This is a genomic window from Flindersiella endophytica, from assembly GCF_054779015.1.
In genome coordinates, this window is sequence record NZ_BAAGYY010000002.1 from 61,645 (window position 1) to 84,889 (window position 23,245).

Consider the following 23,245-nt stretch of genomic DNA (forward strand, 5'->3'; position numbering starts at 1 on the left):
GATGACGTTCGAGGCCAGCATCGCGGACGGTCCGTTCGAGCCGACGTTCGAGTCGCTACGCGAGTTCGAGACACCGCGGTGGTTTCGCGACGCGAAGTTCGGCATCTGGTCGCACTGGGGTCCGCAGAGCGTGCCGCGGTTCGGCGACTGGTACGCCCGCAACATGTACCGTCCGGGCAGCGACCAGCATCGCTACCACGTAAGGACGTACGGCGATCCGGCGACGTTCGGCTACAAGGATCTGGTCCAGCTCTGGAAGGCCGAGAACTTCGATCCCGACGGCCTGATGGAACTCTACGCCGCGGCCGGCGCGAAGTACTTCGTCGGCCAGGCGATGCACCACGACCACTTCTTCAACTACGACTCGGCTCTGCACCGGTGGAACTCCGTGCAGGTCGGCCCGCACCAGGACATCGTGGCCAGATGGAAGGCGGCTGCCGTCAAGCACGGCTTGCCGTTCGGCCTCACCGAGCACCTGGGCGCGACGTTCAGCTGGTGGGCGGTCAACAAGCACTACGACGGAACGGACCCGGCGTTCGAGGACCTCTACCTGCCGAACCAGGAGCACTACAGCCCCGACGCGCTCGCGGGCAAGCTCGATCCGTGGTACACGTCGAACCCGTGGTGGCACCAGCGCTGGTTCGACTGCATCAAGGAGGTCGTCGACAAGTACCAGCCGGACCTGCTCTACTCCGACGGCCCGCCGCCGTTCGGCGAAGCCGGCTACGCGCCGGGGCTGCACCTCGTCGCCCATCTCTACAACACCAGCGCGGCCCTGCACGGCGGCGTGAACCAGGCCGTCTACAACCAGAAGGACCGCCGGCCGGAGATCTACTCGATCGGTGTGCTCGACATCGAACGCAGCCAGGAGCCCGACATCAAGCCGGAGCCCTGGCAGACCGACACGTCGGTGGGCGACTGGTTCTACAACGTCAAGGACGTCTACAAGACGCCCGGCCACGTCATCGAACTGCTCGTCGATATCGTCGCGAAGAACGGCAACCTGCTGCTGAACGTGCCGCAGCGCCCCGACGGCACGCTCGACGCCGAGCTCACGCACCTGCTACGCGAGCTCGCCGCCTGGACGGCGACCTGCGGCGAGGGGATCTACGGCACCCGCCCGTTCCGCGTCTCCGGCGAGGGCGTCAGCCGCGTGCGGATCGAGGGCTTCAGCGAGGACGCCGTCGAGTGGACCAGCGCCGACTTCCGGTTCACCCGGCGCGACGACACGGTGTACGCATTCCAGCTGCGCTGGCCGGACAACGACGTCGCGGTCATTCAGTCGTTGACTCCGGCCGAGAAGGTCAAGCGGGTAAGGCTGCTCGGCGTCGGAGAGGTTCCGTTCGAACAGCCGTACGGCGTGCTGGCCGTACGCTTGCCCGAGCAACGGCCAACGGCGTACGTCAACTGTCTGGCTCTCGAACTCTCGGACTAGGGTGACAGCGTGAGCGTGAACTTCGGCAAGGTGCTGTACGGCGCCGACTACAACCCCGACCAGTGGCCGGAAAAGGTCTGGGCGGAAGACGTCCGCCTGATGCGCGAGGCGCATGTGACCACGGTGACGCTGCCCGTGTTCGGCTGGGTGGCGCTGCAGCCCGACGAGCAGACGTTCACGTTCAAGTGGCTCGACTCTGTGCTCGACCGCCTTGCCGACAACGGGATCGGCGCCTGCCTGGCCACGGCGACGGCCTCCGTGCCGGCCTGGGTCGACCAGCAGTACCCCGACGTGCTCGTCGTCGACGCCGACGGGATCCGGCGACGGCACGGCAACCGGCACACGTTCTGCCCGTCCTCGCCCAACTTCCGCCGGCTGGCGACGACCCTCGTACGCACGATCGCCGACCGGTACGCCGGCCATCCGGCGTTGCAGCTGTGGCACGTCAGCAACGAGTACGGCACGATCTGCTACTGCGCCCTGTGCGCCGAGGCGTTCCGTGAGTACTTGAAGAAGCGGCACGGCTCGCTCGAGGAGCTCAACCGGCGCTGGAACACCGCGTTCTGGGGGCACACCTACACCGACTGGGAGCAGGTCGAACCGCCTTACAACAAGGGCGAACGCGCGATCCAGGCGCTGCGGCTCGACTGGCAACGGTTCGCGTCGGACGCGCTGCTCGGCTGCTTCCGTGCGGAGGCTGAGATCCTGCGCTCGGTGACGCCGACCGTACCGATCACGACGAATCTGATGGGCCCGTTCTTCCCGCTGGACTACCGGGAGTGGGCACAGGAGCTCGACATCGTGTCGTGGGACAACTACCCGCGGCCGCACGACCCGCCGTCGACCGTCGCGTTCAACCACGCGCTGATGCGCGGGCTGCGCGAGGGGCAGCCGTTCCTGCTGATGGAGCAGAGCCCGTCGCAGCAGAACTGGCAGCCGTACAACTGGCTGAAGCCGCCGGGCCTGTTGCGGCTGCAGTCGTACCAAGCGGTGGCGCAGGGCGCGGAGTCCGTCATGTACTTCCAGTGGCGGCGGTCGCGCGGTGGGATCGAGAAGCTGCACGGCGCGGTGGTCGAGCATCCCGGACGTTCGGACGCACGAGTGTTCCGTGAGGTGGCCGAGCTGGGCGGGGAACTTTCGGCGCTGGGCACGCGGACGCTCGAGGGCCGGGTCGACGCGCGGGCAGCCGTGCTGTTCGACTGGCAGAACTGGTGGGGACTGTCGTACTCCTCCGGTCCGAGCGACGATCTCAACTACCTCGACGAGTGCCGGGCGGCGTATGCCGCCTTGTATGCCTTGGGAATCCAGACCGACGTCGTGTCGCCGCGGGCCGACCTGTCGCGCTACGACCTGATCGTCGCGCCGGTGCTGACGATGCTCGAGTCCGCCGAGGCCGAGCGGCTCGCCGAACGCGTCCGGGCCGGCGCCACCTTGCTGGCAACGCCGTTCACCGGGCTGGTCGACGCCGACGACCTCGTACATCCGGGTGGTGCGCCGGGCCCGTTGCGGTCGTTGCTGGGCCTGACCGTCGAGGAGACCGACGCCTGCCCGCCGGACCGTACCAACGCGCTGCGGCTCGACTCCGCGATCGGCTCGCTGGCCGCGGGAACCTCGCTGCCGTCCGGCGTCCTGTGCGAGCGGGTCTGGCTGGAGGGCGCGGAGGCGGTCGCCGTCTACGAGAAGGACTTCTACGCCGGCGAGGCGGCGCTGACCCGTAACGTCGTGGGCGACGGCCGGGCGTACTTCCTGGCGACGCTGCTGACGCCCGACAGCCTGCGCTCGCTGGTCGGTGCGCTGGCCTCCGAAGCTGGAATCGCTTGTCCGCTGGGCGTCGAGCCGCCGGCAGGTGTCGAGGTCAGCCGCCGCGTGGCGCCGGACGGGACGGCCGTGCTCTACCTCCTCAACCACAGCGGCGCCGAGGTGGAGGTCCCGCTGCCCGCGGGCCGGCACACCGACCTGCTGAGCAACGAGGAGGTCGAGAGCACCACGACGCTTCCCGTTCGCGGCGTCCGCCTGCTCACAGCAAACTGACGCGACGGGCGGCCGCCCGTCGCGTCAGGGTTTTCCCGGTCGGTTACGGCCGGATCCACAGGACGTGGACGCCGGGCGCCTGGGTCTGGCAGTGCGTGTCCCAGCCGCCCTTGCTGTACAGGGTTGCCTCCGCGATGCACTCGCTGCAGGTTCCGTACAACACGCCGGTCGTGTGCCAGCCGTCGCCGGCCGGTGGGTTCGGGAAGCAGGCGGCCATCACGTCGATCGCACCGGTGGTCTGTGACTGGGGAGCCCGCGCGGCAGGGGCGGCCGCGACGGCGAGCGCCGGCGACGCTCCTGCCAGGACGGCTCCGAGCGTCAGTGCCGTGGCGATGAAAGTCCGTGTCCTACGCGTCATCGTCTTCTCCTCAAGGAATAACCCACGTCTCGCGGACGCGTCCATCCTGGTCGGAGGCGCTGGCGGCATGCTGGCGCGCCAGTGTGAGCCGCCCGTGTGCGACGACCCGCTCCGCGCAGCGCGACGCTCGTCCGGGCCGGGGTGCTCTCGACACCGGACAGCCCTTGCAGCAGGTCGTACGCGCTGGTGCGCATCCCGATGCGCTCGTCGTCCGCGGTGCCGGCCACACCGTCCGGTCCGGCGGCGAAGAACTCCAGCAGGTTGCCGGTGTTCATCACGTTGGTGTGGTCGTCGTAGTCGTCGGTGTGGAAGTTGCCGAGGAAGTGGCCGATCTCGTGGCCGGTGACGTTGCCGACGGCCTGGCCGACCGCGCGGATCCGGTCGCTGTCGTCGGTCATGAAGTGGTTCAGCGACGCCGGATTCTCGTCACCGCTCATCAGTTCCGGCATCACGATCGCGGTCTCCTCGCGGACGAAGTTGCCGGGATCGATGGACTGTGACAAGCCGAACGCGGGCAACAGCCCGGCCTCCTCGACGGTGCCACCGACGATCACGCGGCTGACCCCAGGCTTCCCGAACAGGTCCGGATCCTCCAGCGAGTTCGTGATCCGAACCTTGGAGCCAGGGATGTCGTCGCGCAGGATCTCTCGTACGCGTTCGGTGGCGCCCTCGATCACGGCCTGCTCGTCGGACTCCTGCAGTCCCCACCGTGGCAGGAAGTCCCGCATCGGGCTGACCTCGCGTACGCCCGGCGTGACCACGGCCGCGCCGAACACCCTGTTGTCGAACGTCGGGCCGCTGAAGTCCAGCAGGACGGTCTGCGGAGGTTCGTCCTTCGTCGACGGCGCGGGGTGTGAGGCCACTGTGAGGGAGTAGTCGCCGGAGCCGTCGCTGACCGCGACGTAGTAGAGCCCTGTCTGCTCGACGACGTGGTTGGCGGTGGCGTTACCACCGCGGGGAAGCGGCGAGTCGGCAGGATAGATCGGCCCGACGTCGACCGCGGAGCCCTGGACGAGCTCACCGTCCAGCTGGTGGATCGCGATCCGGCGGGCCGAGCCGCTCACGGTGGTGCCCAGCACGTCGCCCTTGCGTAGCGGGATCGCGTAGACATCGGTGTCGGCCATCCGGTCGCTGCGCAGGGTGACGTCGAGCTGGTACGGCCCTTCGGTCATCACGGCGAGCCCGGACGCGGGATCGAACGGATCCTTCGGGATGTAGGTGCCGACCGCGAGGTAGTACGTGCCGGCCCGCTCGATCGGATGCGAAAGGTGTACGGCACCGCTGCCGGTCAGGTCCTGGGCACCGATCAGCACGTTGCCGTTGGCGTCGTAGAGCAACGCGTTGGGGGTCAGCTCGCCACCAGGATCGAGGTCGAGGTCGAGAGTGTCGCCGGCCGCGGCGTCGACGCGGTAGAAGTCGTAGTCGCCGGTCTTCGTGCCCTTCGAGCCGTGCGGCCCGTCACCGATCTCGCCTGTGGTGCTGATCCCACGGCGCTGGCCGCCGAGCTCCAGGTCGCGGGCGAGCGGGATCGCCCCGTCGTCCTCCTGGTTCGGTTCGACGTCAACCGGCGTTACCTGCTCGGTCTTCAGCGTGCCGTCGATCCGCAGCGTCCAATCGTGGCGGGCCTGTGGCCTGGGCATGCGTTCTGCGTCGGCGATCCGGTCGTTGCCGCCGGCTGCCTCCCGCTCGGTCAGCCTCGGCGCGTTCGCGGCCGCTCGTACCTCCTTGGGCTTCTCCCGGCTGATCCGCTGGCGCAGCGCGTCGCCGTCGATGCCGCCCGAAACGTGGTTGCGCTCGCTCTCCGGCGCGGCGGCGCTCACGTCGACACCGATCAGCGCGAGCGGAGCGGTGAGAGCGGACACACCCAGGGCGAGCGCGACCCGGCGGATGCCCCTTCTGGTTGGACGGTTTCGTCGAAGGTCCGAGTGATCAGGCATGAGGCGAACGTACTTCGCGTTCCCTGGCAGAGACATCCTCCGCCGGACGGAGCGGACGCATCCGTCCGGCGGACGAGGCAACCGTCGAAAGATGTACCTGCGAGCGATCCGGCCTAGCCTGGCGCTGCTTCGCTTGGCAGGAAGGCGTCGAGTGCCTGGGCGACCAGCTTCGGTTGTTCGAGGGTCTGCATGTGCGGGGTGTCCGGGAGCTGCTGGTACCGCGATCCGGGAATGCGTTCGGCGATGCCGGCCATGATCTCGGGTGTCGTGGACGCGTCGAGTTCGCCGGCCAGGACGAGTACGGGCCGCCCGAGCGTGTCAAGCCGGCCTTGCACATCCAGGCTCTGGAACGCCCGCCACGCGCCTGCCCAGTCGGCCGGGTCGCCGCGCAGCACACGCTCGCGGGCATACCGCACGCCCCAGCCGTTCTCGGCGATCGCTGCCGGGGTCAGCCAGCGGGTCAGCGACGGCGCCACCTGTGCGGGCATGCCCTCGTCCTCGGCTGCTCGCGCGCGCCCCTCGAAAGCGTCCAGCGGCTGGTCGACGGTGGCGAGCAGCGCGAGCGAGGCGAACCTGTCCGGCCGGCGTACGACGGCGGTCTGCGCGACACCGCCACCGAACGACAGGCCCACCACGTGCGCCTGCTCGATCTCCAGCGCGTCGAGCACGGCGAGCAGATCGTCGGCGGTGTCGTCCATGGTGTACGGGGCAGGGCTGCCGGCGGCAACGCCGTGCCCGCGCAGGTCGTAGGCGAGCACGCGCCGGCCGGCGGCCAGCGCGGGCATCACCGGCTCCCACATCCGCCAGTCCAGCCCGAGCGCGTGCACCAGTACGACCGCGGGGCCGGTCTCGCCCAACTCGGCGACGACGGTCTCGCGATCGCTCAACTGGACGGAACGCATGCGAGGCGGCCGCGGCAACCCAGCGTCCGTTATCGCCTGATCCACCACGGCCGCCGCGTTCAACGCGCGCGGAAAGCCGGCGTAGCCGGCGACGTGCTCGCACAACGCCAGTAGTTCCGACGGGCTGAGCCCGGCCCGCAGCGCCACACCGGCGTGCAGCGCGAGCTGCTGCTCGGCGCCGCCGAGGGCGGCCAGGATCGCCACTGTGGCAAGCTCGCGTTGCTCGCGACCGAGCTCTGGCCGGGCCAGGATCGCGCCGAACCCGACGTCGACCACCGACTCGTACAGCTGCGGCGAACGCAGCCGGATCTCGGCCAGCGCCTGCTCAGGCGCCGCCCCCATCAACCCGAGGAACTCCCGCCGTCCGCGTCCCCGCACGTCCATCTCGTCCTCCTCCGAAGTCAGGGCAACGTGGTCGAGCGTAGCCACGTCATGCCCCCGGCGGCGGGCTCAGGAGACGCCGGTGCGGAGCGCCTCCAGAACCACGCCGATCGCGGGTGACTCGGTCATGCTCCGCCGGTGGAGCACGACGATCTCGCGGGTCGGAACCGGGTCGTCGGCCTCCAGTGCGACGAGACCGTCGCCGAGTGAGGCGCGGCCGAGGCGTGGAACCAGCGCGACCCCGAGGCCGGCCCGGACGAGCGCCAGGTGGCTGTCGAACTCCATCGACATGTGCGCGATGCGGGGGAGCCGTCCGGTGCCGTCGAACATCCGCGTGAGCCACTGCCGGCAGATCGTGCCCTCCGGCGTCGCGATCCAGTGCTCTTCGACCAGGTCGGCGGGGCGGACACGGGTCCGCCCGGCCAGCGGATGGTTGCTGTGCACGATCACGTCCGCGACGTCGTACGCGACGGCCGTGGCCTCCAGGTGCTCGGGAATTCCGAGCGGGATGTCGCCCCAGCTGTGCACCACTCCGAGGTCGGTTCGACCCGTCGCGACGAGCTCGATGGTGTCCCAGGGCTCACGCTCGACGAGCTGGAGCGAGAGCTCCGGATAGGCGTCGAGCAGGGCGCGGGCCATCGGCGCGACGAGCCCGCGCATGGCTGTCGAGAAGGCGGTGAGGTGGACGTTCCCGGCGACCGTGCCGGCCTGCCGGTGCAAGCCGGCTTCGAGGGACTCGAGGTCTGCGAGCAGCCGCGCGCCCTCGTCCACGAGGTGCCGGCCGGCGCGGGTGAGCATGACACCGCGGCCGACCCGTTCCAGCAGGGGCACGCCGGTCTGCCGTTCGAGCCGCTTCACCTGCTGGGAGACCGCGCTGGGCGTGAAGCCGAGCGCCACCGCCGCTTCGGTGACGGTGCGGTGGGTGCCGACCGCACGCAACGCCACCAGTGCCGCAAGGTCGATCATGAAGCGATCGTAACGGTTTACGTGAAGAAGTATTCGCTGGTGCTTAACGGTCGGCTGCGGGACGCTGGGAGCCGTGACCCGCCGTGACCTGCTTCTCGCCGCTCTCGTCGCCACCATCTGGGGCTTCAACTTCGTCGTCATCGACTGGGGGTTGGCCGCTCATGGCGGCAACGACGTACCTCCGCTGCTCTTCGCCGCGATCCGGTTCGCGGTCGTCGCGTTCCCGGCCTGCTTGCTGGTTCCACGGCCGGCGGTGCCGTGGCGCACGATCGTCGGCGTCGGGATGTTCATGTCGCTGGGACAGTTCGGCTTGCTCTACGTCGCGATGGACGCGGGCATGCCACCTGGGCTGGCCGCGCTCGTACTCCAGTCGCAGGTGGTGTTCACGATCGTGATCGCCGCCAGGGTCCTGCGGGAGCGGCCGACCGCCGCCCAGGTCGGCGGCGTGGTGCTCGGGACGCTCGGCCTGGTCGTCGTCGGTCTCGGCCGGGGCGGGCACGTCACGTTCGTCCCGCTCGTGCTGGTGCTGCTCGCCGGACTGTCGTGGGGGATCGGCAACGTCGTCTCGCGCGCGGCCAGGGCTCCCGGTGGTCTCGGGCTCACCGTGTGGTCGGCGGCCGTCGTACCGCTTCCGCTGCTGGCGTTGTCGTTCGTCGTCGACGGGCCGAGTGGTGTGCGCGACGGGCTGGCGGCTTTCGGTTGGCATGCCGCGTTGTCGACGCTCTACACCGCGGGTCTCGCCTCCCTGGTCGGCTATGCGGCGTTCAACGCGCTCCTGGCCCGCAACCCGTCCAGTTCCGTGGTGCCGTGGGTGCTGCTCGCACCGGCGGTCGCGATGGCGTCGGCCTGGGCGATCCTCGACGAGGTGCCGAACGCGGCCGAGCTCGTGGGCGGCGTACTCCTGATCATCGGTGTGCTCGTCGCGCAGGGGATGGTGAGGCGTCTCCGCCTCCGCCTCCGCGTCCGTCGTCGGTCGCGGGCTGAGGCTGCGGAGCTCGTGGTAACGGACTCGCGTACGGCGGTGTAGATCGGCTGTCCACTGTTGTGGCTGCTAGGACTGTCGGTATGGAGTTCTTCTGCTATCACCGGGTTCGGCCCGGGTCGCTGGCCCTGCGCGAGGAGCTGTGGGAGCGGCACTGGTCCTACATGGACCGGTACGCCGACGGGATGATCGCGCGCGGGCCGACGTTCAGCCCGGACGGGGAGACGTTCACCGGGAGCGTGCATGTCGTCGATCTGGCGGACGCCGGTGCCGCGCGGGCGTTCGCGTTCGACGAGCCGAACTATCAGGCCGGGGTCTACAGGGACGTGATGTTGCGGCGGTGGCGCAACCTGCTGGGCCGCACGATGTGGGACTTCCACGGCGGCCGGGAGGGTGGCAATCGGTATCTGGTGCTCGGTTTCGGATCGGAGCCGGTCGCTTCGTTCGAGCCGCCGCTGCCGCCGCCGGCTGCGCGGGACGAGCTGATCGCGTACGGCCCGTTGCTCGCCGACGACGGCGTGACCTGGCTGGGAACGGCGGCGCTGGTCCGGGCGCCGGGGCCGGACGACGCGCGCGACGTCCTCCTGGACTCTGAGCGGTACGCGCACATCGAGGTGCACGCCTGGCAGTTCGGCGGACGGTCGTGACGCTCTTCTCGCCTTCGTGGGCGGCGTTGCGGCGAGCGGTCGCGGGCTTGCGGACCGAGGACCACGCCAAGCCGTCCGGCTGTGCCGGCTGGCTGGTCCGCGACCTGGTCTGTCACCTGGTCATCGACGCGCAGGACGTGCTGATCACGCTCGTGACGCCGACCGATCAGGAGCCGACGCGCGACGCGGTGACCTACTGGACGATCGCCGGCGCGCCGCCTGACGCCGACGATCCGCTGTCCGCGTTGACCGTCCGGCTGGCAGCTGCCTACGAGGACCCTGCGCTGCTCGCCTTCCACCTCGACGACGTTGGCTCGGCCGCGGGACGCGCCGCCGACCTGGCGGACCGGAGCGTGCGCGTCCGTACGCAGGAACAGGTGCTCACCGCGGGCGACTACCTCGACGCCTACGTACTGGAGTGGACGCTGCACCACCTCGACCTGGTAGCGCACCTTCCGCACGTGGAGGGGCCGGCCGGCTCGGGCCTGGCGCGTACGCGCGCGATGGTGGAGCAGCTCGCCGGCTCGCCGTTTCCCGCAGGCTGGCCCGACGTGGATGTCCTGCTGGTCGGCACCGGGCGCCGCGCACCCACTGCTGCGGAACGCGCGGAGCTCGGCGACCTGGCAGCCAAGCTCCCGTTGGTGCTCGGCTGACCTCCGCGTCAACCGGCCTGGCTTAGGCCAGTCGTACCCTCGGGTCGATGAAGCTGTAGGCGACGTCGACCACGAGGTTGGCGATGACGATCACTGCCGACGTGAACATCACCGTGCCCATCACGATCGGGAGGTCGCCGCTTTGCACGGACTGCAGTGAGAGCCGTCCCAGCCCTTCGAGCTGGAAGACCTGCTCGGTGAACACCGCACTGACCAGCAGGCCGGCCAACTCGAGTCCGAAGATCGTGATGACCGGGGCGATCGCGGCGCGGAGCGCGTGCTTGACGTAGACCGCGCGGTTGGGGAGCCCTTTGGCCCTCGCCGTACGCACGTAGTCCTCGCCAAGGGTCTCGACCATCGAGCCTCTGCTGAACCGGGCGTACTGGGTCGTGTTGTAGAGACCCAGGACGATCCAGGCCAGGAGCAGTCCCTTGACCCAGCCGATCAGGCTGCCGCCCTCTCCGAACAGGTTGTGGTATCCGGTCCGGGGAAACAGCTGCCAGGCCACGGCGAGGTAGAGGTAGGCGAGGATCGCGACCACGATGTACGGCACGGAGCTCACCCCGATCGACGCGCCCACCAGCGCCTTGTCGATCACCGTGCCTCGTTTGATCGCGGCGAGCACACCCAGCACGACACCCACGAACAGGAAGATCGTGGCGCCACCGACGGCGATCGAGACCGTCACCGGAATGCGCTCGGCCATGATCTCGGTGACCGGCCGGTCCTGCCGGAACGAGTAACCGAAGCACGGGGCCGGGCACTGCTTGACCCATTCGCCCGCCCGCAGCTCGCGGCCGGCGAACAGTCCGCCCATGAAATCGGCGTACTGCTTGAGCTTCGGCTGGTCCAGGCCGAGCGCCCGCTCGATCCGCTCGATCCGTTCCGGCGGGCAGTTGCGAGTGCCGCACTGCGATTCGGCCGGATTGACCGGACCTGCGAAGAACAGGATGAACGTCGATGTCGAGGTCGCGAGCAGGACGAGTACACCGGCGAGCAGCCGGCGAACGATGTATCCGGTCATGGCTCGAACCTCCCGTGAGCTGACGGAGTCAAGGTCCGAGTGTTACTCGATACTGGGGCTGTTGACCCGTGAAGCCCTTGGTTTGTGAGCGATTGGTTATCGTCGCGCGGTCGTTTTCCGGTGTTTGGGCGGCATTGTCGCGGCGAGTCCGCCTCAAGTTCCGGCGGGTCGTGGTCAAGCGGTGCCGGCGACTCGATCGAGGAAGCGGTGTTGCGTTGCCGTCTCGACTGCCTTCGGGTCGTAGGCGCGGCGTACCCACGCGATGGCCTCGGCGGCTGGTGCGCCCTGCAGCACGGCGAGCGCCGCCAGCGCGGTTCCCGTACGACCACGGCCGCCGCCGCAGGCGACTTCGACTCGTTCGCCGTTGCCGACTCGCGTCAGTAGCTCGCGCAGCTCGCCCACGGCTTGGTCGGGCTGACGTGGTGCGGAGAAGTCGGGCCAGTCGATCCGGGCGTACGGCCACGGTGGCGTCCACGGGCGGAGGCCGACCAGGTAGCGGCCGTACCAGCTCGGGCGGTTGAGCGGATGCCCCAGCAGGTACAGTCCGAACGTCGGCGGCGGGTCCGGCTCCGCCGTGCCGCGCAGGCCGCGGGCGAGCACGGTGCCGCCGGCTGGGAGCTCGAGCGTCCGCGGCTGGCGGTTCTGTTCTTTCTGTTCCTTTCGGGGAGCCACGACGGAGACGGTACGAGATGCCGTGCCGACCTGCCAACCGCGGTGGACCCTCGGGCTTGATGTGGGTTCCGCAGCAGGAGATCGACGTGGCGTTGTGTGCACCAGCCGTACGTCGTGCCGGGCGGGGCTGGACCTACTCGAACTCCAACGACATCGTGGCCGCCGCTCTGTCCGCAGGGTCAGCGGTAGGCGCTCGCCTGCAGATCGAACAGCCGCGCGTAGTGCCCGCCGGCGCGCATCAACTCGTCGTGTGAGCCGAGCTCACTGACCCGCCCGTCCTGCACGACGACGATCAGGTCCGCCATCCGAACTGTCGAGAACCGGTGCGAGACGAGCACAGTGACCGTGCGGGTCGACCTGGCCAGCTCGCGCGCGGTCGTGGCGTACTGCTCGTACAGCGCGTGTTCGGCTTGCGGATCGAGCGCCGCCGTGGGTTCGTCGAGCAGCATCAGCAGCGGCCGGTCTCGCATGAACGCTCGCGCGAGGGCGAGCCGCTGCCACTGCCCGCCGGACAGGTCGACGCCGCCATCGAAGCCCGACCCGAGTTGGGTGTCGAGTCCCTGTGGCAGACCGTCGATCACGGCGCCGGCCTGACCGCCGGCGACGGCGGCCGCGAGGCGCGTACGGTCGGTTCGCTGCTCCACGTCGCCGACACCGATGCTGTCGGCGGCGGTGAACTCGAACGTCGCGTAGTCCTGAAAACCGGCCGAGATGCGTTCTCGCCAAGCCACGGGGTCGAGGTCGGTGAGCGGCACCCCGTCGACTTCCACGGTGCCTGTCGTCGGGTCGTACAGGCGGGCCAGCAGGTTGACCAGAGTCGACTTGCCGGCGCCGTTGGGCCCGACGAACGCGACCGTGGAGCCGGCCGGCAGGTGCAGGTCGACGTCGCGTACCGCCATCCGTCCGCCGACGCTGTCTTGGCCGGCGTCGCCGTCAGAACGGCTTGCGGGATAGGCGAACGAGACTCCGCGTAGCCGGATCCCGTCGCTGAGAACGGCCGGCGGCGTATGCGTGGCCTCCTGCCAGCGCCGACGCTCGGAGTAGTCGCGCAGCCAGTGGTAGCGCCCGAACACCTGCAACTGGTCGACGACCATCCGCGTGTTGCTGGTGATCGCCTGGCCCGCGGACACGACCTGCGCGCCGATGAGCAGCAGCAGCGAGAGCTCGCCCACGCCGGCCGAGCCGTCACGTAATCGGAAGACGGTCCACCAGACGGCGGCCGCGTAGGCCGCGCCGAACACCAGCCAGCTGGCTGCGGCGTACCCGGTGAACCGCCTCGTGACGGCGATCCGCGGACGGGTGCGCTGCCGCATCGCTTCACCACTGACCGCGAGGAGGGGACCGGCGAGGCCGAAGCAACGTACCTCCAGGCCTTGCCTGGTCGCACTCAGCACGTCGACGCACCGCTGCGCCAGCCGGCGGTAGCGCTCGTTGGTGAGCTGGACTTCGTTGCGGGCTTGCGCGCTCCGCGCCTCGACGAACGCGGGGAGCAGGGCGACGCCGAGCAACAGGCACAACGCCGGATGCACGGAGGCGAGCAGCCCGATGACGGTGATCGTGCTGGCGACCGAGCCGAGCATGCCGAGCAGAAGCGGCCCGCCGACGAGCGCGTTCACGTCGTCCTCGATGATCCCGATCCGGTCCGACAGCGCGGGGTCCTCATGATGCGCGATCGACGGAATCTCGGCGGTGAGCCGCAACAGGTCGTCGTGTACCTGCCTCGACACCAGATCCTCAACCGTGTCGCTGACCGGCCACGTCACCTGGCCCACAACCGCGATCACGAGCAGCGCGGCCGCCGTGATGACGATGCCCGGCCAGATCGACTGCCTGGCCGTGAACGCGGCGATCACCTGGCTCACACCGAGCACGCCTACGGCCGGCAACGTGGAGGTCAGAATCATGCACCCGCACATCGCCACCGTCAGCCAAGGCGCCGCCCGCCACGCAGTCGACAACCAAAGCCCGACAATTCGCAAGAGGTTCATGGCCGCCCTCCGACGTGGGAGAGGACAGCACCCGCGAAGGCGGGCCGAGAGGTGGACGAGCGGTGGCGGATCGCCAACGGAGACACCGCCCGCGTCTGTCGCCGCCTGCGTTCCGATGGCCGTGCGTTGCCGGCAATCGCCTTGCTGGGTGGGGTGGTTGGCCGCTGGAGCGGCTGGTCGGCCGCGTCGGCGACGGAAGTGAGCGGCCTCGCGCGCCGGTCAGTTGACGGCCAGAGGGCGATGATCCGTGAGAGATGCCTGGCCGGCGCCGGCGCCGGCGCCGGCGTTGGCGAGCAGGCAGTGCGTGAGTGGCGCCCGTCGGCCGTAGCAGCGGTGGGTCGGCGAGGGCGGAGCGCTGGCTGCAGGTTGGGGGAGCGGAACCAGGTCGCGGGCGGAGGGACCGTCATGGTTGACCTCCCGCGGTGGAGGCGTAGCGGCTGGCCTGCATGGTGAACAGGTCGTGGTAGCGGCCGCCGGGGGTCATGAGGTCGTCATGCGAGCCTTGCTCGACGATTCGGCCGTGTTCGAGGACGCAGATCTTCGGGACAGGGCGGACGACCGAGAAGCGGTGGGAGATGACCAGGGAGGTCACCGATCGAGTGAGCTCGAGGTAACCGCTGACCAGTCGGGCCTCCGACTCCACGTCGAGAGCGGCGGCTGGCTCGTCCAGCACGAGGACACCGGCACCCGCGTCGGTCGCACGCAGGGCGCGGGCCAGCGCAAGTCGCTGCCATTCGCCGCCGGAGAGGTCGGCGCCGCCTGGCAGGGTTTTGTCAAGCGGGGTTGCCCATTGCCGCGGTAAACCCTCCACGAGGTCGGTGATCCCGGCGCGTGCCGCTGCCTGCCGGATCGCCGCGGTTGGGGGTGGTTGGTCTCCGTCGATGCGGCCGGACCACAGCCGGCCCGCACCCAACTCGATGTTGTCGCCGGCCGGCAGGGCGAGGCGTACGAAGTCCTGCGTGATCGGCGCGATCCGCTGTTGCCAGGCGCGTAAGCCCTCTTCGTCGAGCTCGGCGAGGTCGACGCCATCGACGAGGATCCGGCCGGCGGTCGGGCGGTAGGCGCCGGCCAGCAGTTTCACCAGCGTTGACTTTCCCGCGCCGTTGACGCCCACCAAAGCCACCGCCGCACCCGCGTCGAGGGTCATCGTGAGTCCACGCAACGTCGGCCTGGCGGTTCGCGGATAAGCGAAGTGGACGTCATCGAAGACGATCTGAGGCGCGCCTGTGCTCTGCCGACTCGGTTGGGCATCCCGAGCCGTTACGTCGATGACCTCAACGGATCCGCCCGGCCCACTCGGATCGAGCGCGCGCATCCATTGGTGGACCGCCGCGCCGCGTTGGACTTCGGACACCTGCTCGAGGTTGACCGCCGAGATCGCGAGGACGAGCGGCAGCGTCGCCGCCAGGCCCGCCAACGTCAGCTGGTCGTGAGAGGCCTGCCAGCCTGCGTAGACCACAGCCCCCACCAGCAAAGCGACCTCAACCAGCCCCACCAGCGAAGCCTCCACTGCCTGCCGCCGCCGCAACCGCCAGAACGGACGCAGGGCGTCGGTCAGGTGAGTCCAGTAGCGATCGCGCAGGAACCCGGCGAGCCCGAAGATCCGCACTTCCTTGGCCGCACCACCCATCCCCTGCCTGAACGCGTACGTCGCGTGCTTCTGCCCCTCGGTCTGGGAGCTCCACGCGTCCATCTGCCGGTTCATGTTGCGCGCGCCGTAAAGCGAACGCCCGATGGCCGCGGTCAGAAGCAGCAACGCCACCCACCAGGAGAAGACCACCCCGAGCGCGACGACGCTCCCCAGCAACCCCAGCGCCGAGCCGATCAACCCGCCGCACGCGAGCCGAACCCCGGCGAGGAGCTGCCATCGCTGGAGGCTGACCCGCTGCAGCCGGCCGACCTGCTCCGGATCCTCCAGGCTCGCCAGCCCCGGCCGAGCCGACCCCGCGGCACCGAGGCGTAGAAAGACGTCTCGCTCCACCTCCGCCTCGAGCCGCTCCAACGGCACGGCCGCCACGGCCTCGATGGCGTTGCCCAGTGGGAGAGCGGTCAGCAGCGCGGCCAGCTGTGCGACGAACGAGACCGAGACACCGGAATCGGCCACCTCCGGGAGCCGGCCCACCACCGCACCCACCAGCAGCGGAGTCACCACCAGCAGGCCCGCGCCCAGCAGCCGCAGCAGGAGGCAGCTCAGAGCGGCCGCGGGCAACAGCCGAAAGGCGTAGCGCACCATGGCGAGCACGTCGGGGCACCTCCGGTTCTGGTGGGTGAGGGGCGGTTTGGTGAGGGTTTCTGACAATAGGTGGGACCACCGACATAGGTGGGTTTCGGCGTTTCCGGGGCGGCGGAGGCACCGGGTACGCACAATTGGCCGTAGGGGAGGTGGGTATGACCCGGCGTGCGTTGTTCGTGTCGACCTCGACGTATGCCGACGGTCAGCTGGCTCAGCTGCCGTCGGCGGCCAGGGACGCCGTGGAGCTGGGCGGCCTGTTCGCCGATCCACGCGTCGGCCCGTTCACCGTCGACACCCTGGAAAGCCCTTCGGCACAGGAGATGCGGCTCGCGCTGGAGGATCTGTTCGCCGACTCCATGCCCGGCGACCTCGTGCTGCTCTACCTGTCGGGCCACGGCCTGAAGGACGTCCAGGGCAACCTCTACTTCGCCGCTCACGACACCCGACCCAACCGGCTGCAGTCCACCGCGGTGGCGGCCCAGTTCCTCTGCTCGCTGCTCAACTCCAGCCGCGCCGAAGGCGCTGTCGTGTTCCTGGACTGCTGCTACGGCGGCGCGTTCGCTCGCGGCATGGTCGCTCGCGCGGCCGGTGACCCTCAGGTCGGCGACGCGTTCGTCTCGCTGGGTTCCGGCGCGCGGGCCCGCGCGGTGATCACCGCGTCGAGCGCGATCGAGTACGCCTTCGAGGGTGAGCGCCTCACCGACACCCACGTCCAGCCCTCGGTCTTCGCCTCCGCCATGCGCGACGCCATCACCGACGGCCACGCCGACCGCGACGGCGACGGCTGGGTCGGTCTGAACGAACTGTTCGACCACATCCGCCAGCACATCGCCCGCGCCGGCCAGCCGCAGACCCCGCACATCTGGACGTTCGGCTCCAGCGGCGAACTCCACATCACCCGCAACCCGCGCGGTGCCCGCGCCGTGGTGACCGTACTGCCGCCCGAGATCCGTGAGCTGCTGGCCAGCCCGGTGCCCGCGGCTCGCCTCGGAGCCGCGACCGACCTACGGCACCGGGCCACCAGCGACGACCTGCCGATGGCGCGGGCCGCGGTCGCCGCACTGGTCGAACTGACGGAAGACGACTCGCTGCGAGTACGCGCGGCCGCGGATCTCGGCCTGAAGGCGTGCCAGCCGCGCGTCTCACCTGCCCAGCTCGCGGCGTCGCCGGGAACGACCGCCCGGGCGACCCTGAGCGGTTCGGCGATCGGTATGGAGGCCTTCGTCGAAGCGGCACCGGACGGCCTGACCGCATCCGTCGACAACGGCGAACTGGTGGTCACCGTCGGAGACGATGTGCCCTCGGGTGACCTCGAGCTCCAGCTGCGCTGGACGGGCGGCACCCTGCCGGTACGGGTGGAGGTCGAAGCACCTCCTGCGGCGCCGGAGCCACCCGCTGCCGAACCGGAGGAGCCCGAGGTACTCCCAACACCGGTGCGAGTCGAAGCGCCGGCGGCGACGAGACGCGCCGCCGAGCCTGGGGAGCCTGCCGGAGCCACGGCGCCCGCGCCGCGAGCGCCTGCGTCGGCCGCGGGGCCGGAGGCACCGGCTGCCGGGTCGGAGGAAGCGGTCGAAGGTTTGGCGTCCGGGCCGGTGGTTGCAGGGTCCGGGGAGCCCGGCGACGACGCGGGGTCTGAGCGTTCGCAAGCGACGGTCGCGGAGCCGGAGGCACCGGCTGCCGGGTCCGAGGTGGCGTTCGAAGGTTTGGCGTCCGAGCCGGTGGCCGCAGAATCCGAGGAGCCCGACGACGTCGCGGGGTCTGAGCGTTCGCAAGCGACGGTCGCGGAGGCGGCGCCAGCCGCCGCTGAGATAGAGGAGCCCGGCGACAGTCCGCTGTCCGAGCGTGTGGAAGCGATGATGGCGGCGGCGGGACGGGCACCAGGGCGCGCAGCGTCCGAGCCACCCAAACCTGTCGAAGCTGGCGAACGAGCCAGACCAAGTGGCCCACGGCGCGATCAACCGCTCTGGTTGCTGGCGGCTGCGGTGCTCTGGCTGGTAGCCCTCTTCCTCCCGATCGAAAGCAGCGGAGGTTCGGCCGGATCGGGAGGTGGCCGGATCGTCGAGATGGCGGCCGACACGCCGCTGTCCGAGTTGCCAGGCTTCCTGCTCGTCCTGGCGTTCCTCATCGGAGCGCTGACGTTGGCCGGCGCCGGCCTCCGGTCACGGCGGCTCCTCGCAGGGTACGCCGCCGCCGTGTGCGCCCTGCTGCACCTGGTGATCACGGCCATCACAGCCGGCGTGCTGCTGGCGGGTGGCGACTTCTACCTGGCCGGCATCGCCATCACGCTGGCGTTCGCCTGCACCCTGATCTACGTGATCAACGCGGTTGTGCGCAACAATCGCATCGCCCGCAGCCAGGGGCCGGGAGCCGGGCTCTAGATCACTCGTCGGCGTCCAGGCAGAGACAGAACGGATGTCCCGCCGGGTCGAACAGCACGCGTACGTTCTCCTGTGGCTGGTCCGGCGCCACCGTGGCGCCGAGCGCCACCGCCTCGGCCACCGCGGCGTCCAGATCGCCGACCTGGAAGTCGAAGTGCATCATCGGCCGCTGCTTGCCCTCGACCGGCGGCCACACCGGCCGTTGGTAGTCGTCGGCCTGTTGGAAGACGATGTAGGTCGAGCTTTGCGGCGGCGCCAGGATCGCGGTGCCCGGCTCCTCGTGACCGATCGGCCAGCCGACCAGCTCGGAGTAGAACCTGGCGAGCGCGCTGGGATCCGGCGCCTCGATGGCAGCGCCCCACCACATTCCGTCCGTTCGAGAACGCATGCGCCGACAGTACTGGAAGGCTGGGACAGTGCTGATCGACTACCAACGCTTCCGGTGGTGCTACGGCGAGCTGATGGAAGGCAGGCAACCGGACGAGGTCCTGCCCCGCTGGGCCGTCGAAGCGCGCGACACGTTCGCCCTGCTGGCGCCACTCCGCCATCGGGAGGCGCAGCTGATCGAGCGAGGCAACGAGGCGTTCGAGGAACACTGCGAAGCGCTCTACACGTTGTTCGCGCTCGGCTCGGTCAGCAACTACCTGCTGGAGCTCGGCCGCGCGGGTGACGAGCGGGCGGTGCGGACCCATCGCGAGTTCTTCGAGGCGGCCGGGCTGCAGGCTTACGACGACAGCACGTCGTTCTCGCCGTTCCACCACGAGATCGTGTCCGTCGAGCCGGACGAGACGCTCGACCATGTGGTCGTGACCGACCTGGTATGGCCGGGCTTCCATTTCGGTGACCTGCTCTTCTGCCGCGCGGGCGTCCGGTTGCGCGCACCGCGCCGGCTCGTCGATCCGGTCATCGCCAGCACGTCGACGCTGTACTTCACCACCTGCCGCGAGCCGCGCAAGACCAGCGACCTGTCGCACGGCTGGGGGCACAACTCACGGTGGGCCACCCCGCCCAGCCGCTGGTACGAAGACTCCGAAGGCTTCCACCTGAACTGGGACGGCAGCATCTACATCGACGGCGCTCGTCCGGATCCGCCGAATTCGGCAGGAACTGATCTCAGCCTCGACCGCAGGCAGGAGTTGCTGCTGCACCGCTGCTTCGTCCGGGCGCCACTTCCGGCTGACGAGGACGACCAGTATCCGTACGAATACAGGCTCAGCCTGCGTACCAGTAGCTGGCCGCTCCCAGCCGACGCCGTACTCCTGGACCCGCGGGAGTCGTGAGCACGCTCTATTCCGGCGCCGCACGAAACGCCACGTATCGCGGTGTCGTGGAGCTCTGCAGCTCGAACAGCCAGGCCGGCACCAGGTGTACGGCCGTGCCGCGTGGCACGTCGTCGACGGCAAGGACGAACCGGGCGCCAACCACGTCGAACGATGCGTCGAGGTTAGGGCAGGGCGGCGTGCGCATGCGTACGTACGAACGAGACGCCCGGGACGGGCACCCGTCGACCGACGGCGGGTGATCGGCCAGCGCCCGTAGCCGCTGGAACGTCCGAGCCGCATCGTCCACCGTCCTGGCGGCCTGGCCCGAGGGAACGCCGAGCCACCCACGACCGCCGACGACGCCATCGCTGTCGAGCTGGAGGGTGGTCTCGTATCCCCACGTGGCAAGGCCGTCGATCGCCGGTGCGACCTCGACCGCGGTCGTGGAGTTGCGCGTGTCGACCGTCGCTCGCTGCTTGTCCAACCCGACCGCACGCAGCAGTGGCCGGCTGGTCGCCAGCGCGTGCGCCCGGTCCGGCGGGCTTTCGCCTGATGGCCCATACGTGGAGGCGCGCTGGTACTCCCAGAGCCCTCCGGTCTCCGGCCACACCCGCAGGACGGCCTCGCCCTTGACAACCGTCCAAGGGCTCTGCCCGAACTCGACCTCCGCGTCGCCGAACCCGAGCGCGGCCGCGAGATCGAGCACCCGACGCTGGGTCGGCCGTTCCAGGTCGTACGTCCGCGCGGTGGCCGGACCGCCGTCCTCGGGCAACGCGCCATGCAGCCGGAACGTACCGTACGGCAGGTCCGCCAGCGTCTGGCCGTAGTTCGGAGGCGCAGCCGTCGGCCACGGGACTGGTGACTCGGTCGTGAGCGTGGTCGTGCCCTCGGCTCCCGTGGTGCTCCCGAACCCTTGCCCACCGTCGTGGCAGCCGCCGCCAGCGACGACGGCGGCAGCCACGGACAGCGTTGCCACGAAGGCGATTCGAGGCCGCACACAACCTTCGACGTTCGTCCGGCGCAAGCCGTTCCCGTGTGCGCTCAGATGTACGAGTGCCAGGGCGTGACCTGGTCGATGTGTAAGACGGCATCGAATGCCACCAGCGGATCGACCGGCTGCCGGTGCGGCCCGGTCAGGATCGAGTCGACTTCCGCGAACCGTTCCGCGACCGCGCCCTTGACGGGCAAATCGCGCAAAGGTACGAGAAGCAAGGGCATTCCGCTCTCCGCGAGCAACGCGTCAAGGCTTCCGGGCTCGTTCAGCCGCCCGAGGTCCTCGACGGAGGACTCGGTGTGTCCGGGCGCGCCGCCGGGTATCGGCCGGTGCACCCACAGGCTTCCGCCACCAAATGTCGTCGCAATCACCACCATCCTTTCTCCGATAGATGCTGCAAGGTGCTCGCCGAGCATGGTGAGCTCGTTCGGCACGTACGGCGGCACGCGGAACGGCCACCGCTGCACGTGTCCGTTCGCCGCTGTCACGACGATCCGGTCCTCGCGTCCGAGGATCCACTCCACGTTGTCGGCCATTGCGATGTCGCGAAGGTTGGCGCCTTCGTAGGTACGCTCCGTCCCGGCTGCCGCAGCCGCCAGGAACGCGTCCAGGTGCCGGCCGGTCGCCGCGCAGCGGAACGCGACGTCAGCCCGCTCTGGCGAACCTGCCCGTGAGGCGTACACCACCCGCATCGCCTGCAGGCGTTCGGTGAGCTCGCCGATTCGCGCCGTCAGCTCGTGCCGGCACGCGGCGTCGAGCGCTTGGTATGCCTGGATCGCCGGCGCGGCCCAGGCGAGCCCGGAACGGTCGGAGGGCAGGTAGTCGAACAACGGCAGCAACCGTGCCCGCACCGCCTCGGCGTATGCCGGGTCCACGTCGTCCAGGAACGTCAGCGCTGCCTCGATCGCAGGCACCACCGTCGCGCTGGAGCCGGGCACGTCCATGCCGTAGAACCGCACCTTACGTTGGTGCGAAGCGTTGTGGCCACGCATCCACAACAGCTGCTCACGCATCTCTTCGCACTTACCCATGTGGTACGTGAGGCCTTTATACAGGAGGGAATCCAGATCGCCAACTCCGTTGACGACATAATTGTCGACCGCGAGACCCTCCGGAAAACCCGACTCCATGACGTGCGCGGTGAAGCCCAATTCCCTTACCAGGAAGCGGATCATCCGATGTCTCAGCTGATAGAACTCGTGCACCCGGTGCGTACTCTCGCCGATCGACACGACCCGCGCGTCGCCAACGATGTCACGCAAGGGCTCGAGATCGCTGAAGTCGTCGTCCGCGGGATCGAGCGTCCGCAGCCGATGAGCGTTGCCGCACAGCCATTCGCCCACAGAAGTCATCGCCGGGCCTCCCGCGCACTGCGTACGTACTCGACGACCTCCGCGAGCCCGGCGCCGCCGCCCGGCCAGCCGATCCGGGGTTCCAGCTCCTCGCTGATCGCCGCCCCGCCGTCCTGCCAGACCTTCTCGGCGGCGATGTCGATCTGCTCGTCGACCGACTGGTCGCCGGTACGGAACGCCGCGCCGATCTCGTACCAGCGAGCGGCCAGCGCCTGTACGCGGGCGTCGTCGACCGGCGTCTGCTCGCGATGGTGCCGGCGGAGCTCCGCGACCAGCCGGAGCCACTCCGACTTCAGGTCGTCGACGTTCTCCGCGCCGAGCTCGCCGGCCCGCCGGGCCAGTGCGGCCTGCTCGCGGTGGGTGAGATAGGCGTCGATGTCCAACGTACGCAGGGGTTCCAGCGTCGACAGGAAGCTGTCGGCGCCGGGGAGCGTGTCGTCGTTGAGCTGGTTGAGCAGCACTTGGACGCGGCCGCGGAGGTCCTCGAGCTGGGCGGCGCGTGCGTCCAAGGCCGCCAGCTGGGCTGTCAGGAGGTCGCGGAGCCCTTCGATGTCGGTGGCTGCCTGGGTCAGCGCGACGGCTACCTCGTCCAGCGAGAGACCGAGGCCGGCGAGGGCCCGCACGCGGTAGAGGCGGCGTACATCGGCCTCGGTGTAGCGGCGGTGGCCGGCGGCGGTCCGCTCGGTCGGTCGCAGCAGGCCGATCTCGTCGTAGTGATGCAGAGTACGAACGGTGGTGCCGCTCGCCTTGGCCAGCTCACCGATCGTCCATCGGCGCTCGTCCGGGTCGTCGAATTCGTCCACGAGGTCGACGGTAGAACCTCACGTTACGTCAGGTTCAAGTGCTTGGCCGTGCCAAAGCTGGCGGATGGCGGGATGAAGCGAAGGAGAACGTCGGCACGCTGCCACGGGCTCGCTTCGGGCAGGAAGGCTCAGCCGGCCGTCGATGCCGGGGCGACGGTTGGGCCTGTCCGGGGCTACCACTCATCCGGGGACGAGATGGTCGTCGCCTTGCAGGTCGGGACGAGCGGGTGACGGCCCGGATGGCCGC

Annotated in this window: 19 protein-coding genes; 7 read left to right on the top strand and 12 right to left on the bottom strand. The window is 69.7% G+C overall.

Annotation, left to right across the window (positions count from 1 at the left end; all coding sequences use genetic code 11):
- Position 1 precedes the first annotated feature (1 nt).
- The gene (locus ACYVF6_RS00725; RefSeq protein WP_460514587.1) at positions 2-1,435 is read left to right on the top strand and encodes an alpha-L-fucosidase; all 1,434 of its coding nucleotides are present in this window, start codon (positions 2-4) and stop codon (positions 1,433-1,435) included.
- Positions 1,436-1,444: 9 nt separating this feature from the next.
- The gene (locus ACYVF6_RS00730) at positions 1,445-3,466 is read left to right on the top strand and encodes a beta-galactosidase (protein ID WP_460514589.1); all 2,022 of its coding nucleotides are present in this window, start codon (positions 1,445-1,447) and stop codon (positions 3,464-3,466) included.
- Between the two features lie 43 nt (positions 3,467-3,509).
- Here ACYVF6_RS00730 and ACYVF6_RS00735 read toward each other — a convergent pair whose 3' ends face one another.
- The 4 genes from ACYVF6_RS00735 to ACYVF6_RS00750 form a co-directional block, all read right to left on the bottom strand.
- Positions 3,510-3,824, bottom strand: a complete 315-nt coding sequence (locus ACYVF6_RS00735; RefSeq protein ID WP_460514591.1) for a hypothetical protein — start codon at positions 3,822-3,824, stop codon at positions 3,510-3,512.
- Positions 3,821-5,761: a PPC domain-containing protein gene (locus tag ACYVF6_RS00740; RefSeq protein WP_460514593.1), complete on the bottom strand. Its 1,941-nt coding sequence runs from the start codon at positions 5,759-5,761 to the stop codon at positions 3,821-3,823. Before ACYVF6_RS00740 ends, ACYVF6_RS00735 begins: the two co-directional genes overlap by 4 nt.
- A gap of 113 nt (positions 5,762-5,874) precedes the next feature.
- On the bottom strand, positions 5,875-7,047 hold the full coding sequence (locus ACYVF6_RS00745) for an alpha/beta hydrolase (protein WP_460514595.1): 1,173 nt from the start codon (positions 7,045-7,047) through the stop codon (positions 5,875-5,877).
- Between the two features lie 66 nt (positions 7,048-7,113).
- A complete protein-coding gene (locus ACYVF6_RS00750) occupies positions 7,114-8,010 on the bottom strand; it encodes a LysR family transcriptional regulator (RefSeq protein WP_460514597.1) in 897 nt (298 codons plus the stop codon).
- Between the two features lie 73 nt (positions 8,011-8,083).
- On the opposite strand from ACYVF6_RS00750, the gene ACYVF6_RS00755 reads away from it, so the two are divergent.
- Genes ACYVF6_RS00755 through ACYVF6_RS00765 form a run of 3 tightly spaced genes read left to right on the top strand, consistent with a single transcriptional unit; the run spans position 8,084 to position 10,292 of the window.
- On the top strand, positions 8,084-9,037 hold the full coding sequence (locus tag ACYVF6_RS00755) for an EamA family transporter (RefSeq protein WP_460514599.1): 954 nt from the start codon (positions 8,084-8,086) through the stop codon (positions 9,035-9,037).
- 38 nt (positions 9,038-9,075) lie between these two features.
- A complete protein-coding gene (locus tag ACYVF6_RS00760) occupies positions 9,076-9,639 on the top strand; it encodes a YciI family protein (protein ID WP_460514600.1) in 564 nt (187 codons plus the stop codon).
- Complete coding sequence (locus ACYVF6_RS00765; protein ID WP_460514602.1) at positions 9,636-10,292, top strand: maleylpyruvate isomerase N-terminal domain-containing protein; 657 nt, start codon at positions 9,636-9,638, stop codon at positions 10,290-10,292. The genes ACYVF6_RS00760 and ACYVF6_RS00765 overlap by 4 nt, the downstream gene beginning before the upstream one ends.
- A 22-nt stretch (positions 10,293-10,314) precedes the next feature.
- Here ACYVF6_RS00765 and ACYVF6_RS00770 read toward each other — a convergent pair whose 3' ends face one another.
- The 4 genes from ACYVF6_RS00770 to ACYVF6_RS00785 form a co-directional block, all read right to left on the bottom strand.
- Positions 10,315-11,316, bottom strand: a complete 1,002-nt coding sequence (locus ACYVF6_RS00770) for an ABC transporter permease (RefSeq protein WP_460514604.1) — start codon at positions 11,314-11,316, stop codon at positions 10,315-10,317.
- A gap of 174 nt (positions 11,317-11,490) precedes the next feature.
- Positions 11,491-11,988, bottom strand: coding sequence for a protein-tyrosine phosphatase family protein (locus ACYVF6_RS00775; protein ID WP_460514606.1), 498 nt, complete (start codon positions 11,986-11,988; stop codon positions 11,491-11,493).
- Positions 11,989-12,167: 179 nt separating this feature from the next.
- The gene (locus tag ACYVF6_RS00780) at positions 12,168-13,892 is read right to left on the bottom strand and encodes an ABC transporter ATP-binding protein (RefSeq protein WP_460514608.1); all 1,725 of its coding nucleotides are present in this window, start codon (positions 13,890-13,892) and stop codon (positions 12,168-12,170) included.
- 487 nt (positions 13,893-14,379) lie between these two features.
- Positions 14,380-16,209, bottom strand: coding sequence for an ATP-binding cassette domain-containing protein (locus tag ACYVF6_RS00785; RefSeq protein WP_460514782.1), 1,830 nt, complete (start codon positions 16,207-16,209; stop codon positions 14,380-14,382).
- A 155-nt stretch (positions 16,210-16,364) separates the two neighbouring features.
- On the opposite strand from ACYVF6_RS00785, the gene ACYVF6_RS00790 reads away from it, so the two are divergent.
- Positions 16,365-18,587 (top strand): caspase family protein, encoded by a 2,223-nt coding sequence (locus tag ACYVF6_RS00790; RefSeq protein WP_460514609.1) that lies wholly within the window; start codon positions 16,365-16,367, stop codon positions 18,585-18,587.
- A gap of 1 nt (position 18,588) precedes the next feature.
- Here ACYVF6_RS00790 and ACYVF6_RS00795 read toward each other — a convergent pair whose 3' ends face one another.
- Entirely contained in the window at positions 18,589-18,975 is a 387-nt protein-coding gene (locus ACYVF6_RS00795) for a VOC family protein (RefSeq protein WP_460514611.1), read from the bottom strand.
- On the opposite strand from ACYVF6_RS00795, the gene ACYVF6_RS00800 reads away from it, so the two are divergent.
- On the top strand, positions 18,974-19,867 hold the full coding sequence (locus ACYVF6_RS00800) for a hypothetical protein (RefSeq protein WP_460514612.1): 894 nt from the start codon (positions 18,974-18,976) through the stop codon (positions 19,865-19,867). The two genes, ACYVF6_RS00795 and ACYVF6_RS00800, sit on opposite strands and share 2 nt — an antisense overlap.
- Before the next feature lie 7 nt (positions 19,868-19,874).
- On the opposite strand, the gene ACYVF6_RS00805 is transcribed toward ACYVF6_RS00800, so the two are convergent.
- The 3 genes from ACYVF6_RS00805 to ACYVF6_RS00815 all read right to left on the bottom strand — a co-directional run bounded on the left by ACYVF6_RS00805 (position 19,875) and on the right by ACYVF6_RS00815 (position 22,998).
- Positions 19,875-20,825, bottom strand: a complete 951-nt coding sequence (locus tag ACYVF6_RS00805; protein ID WP_460514614.1) for a hypothetical protein — start codon at positions 20,823-20,825, stop codon at positions 19,875-19,877.
- A gap of 65 nt (positions 20,826-20,890) precedes the next feature.
- Positions 20,891-22,195, bottom strand: a complete 1,305-nt coding sequence (locus ACYVF6_RS00810; protein ID WP_460514616.1) for an erythromycin esterase family protein — start codon at positions 22,193-22,195, stop codon at positions 20,891-20,893.
- On the bottom strand, positions 22,192-22,998 hold the full coding sequence (locus ACYVF6_RS00815) for a MerR family transcriptional regulator (RefSeq protein WP_460514618.1): 807 nt from the start codon (positions 22,996-22,998) through the stop codon (positions 22,192-22,194). The genes ACYVF6_RS00810 and ACYVF6_RS00815 overlap by 4 nt, the downstream gene beginning before the upstream one ends.
- Positions 22,999-23,245 lie beyond the last annotated feature (247 nt).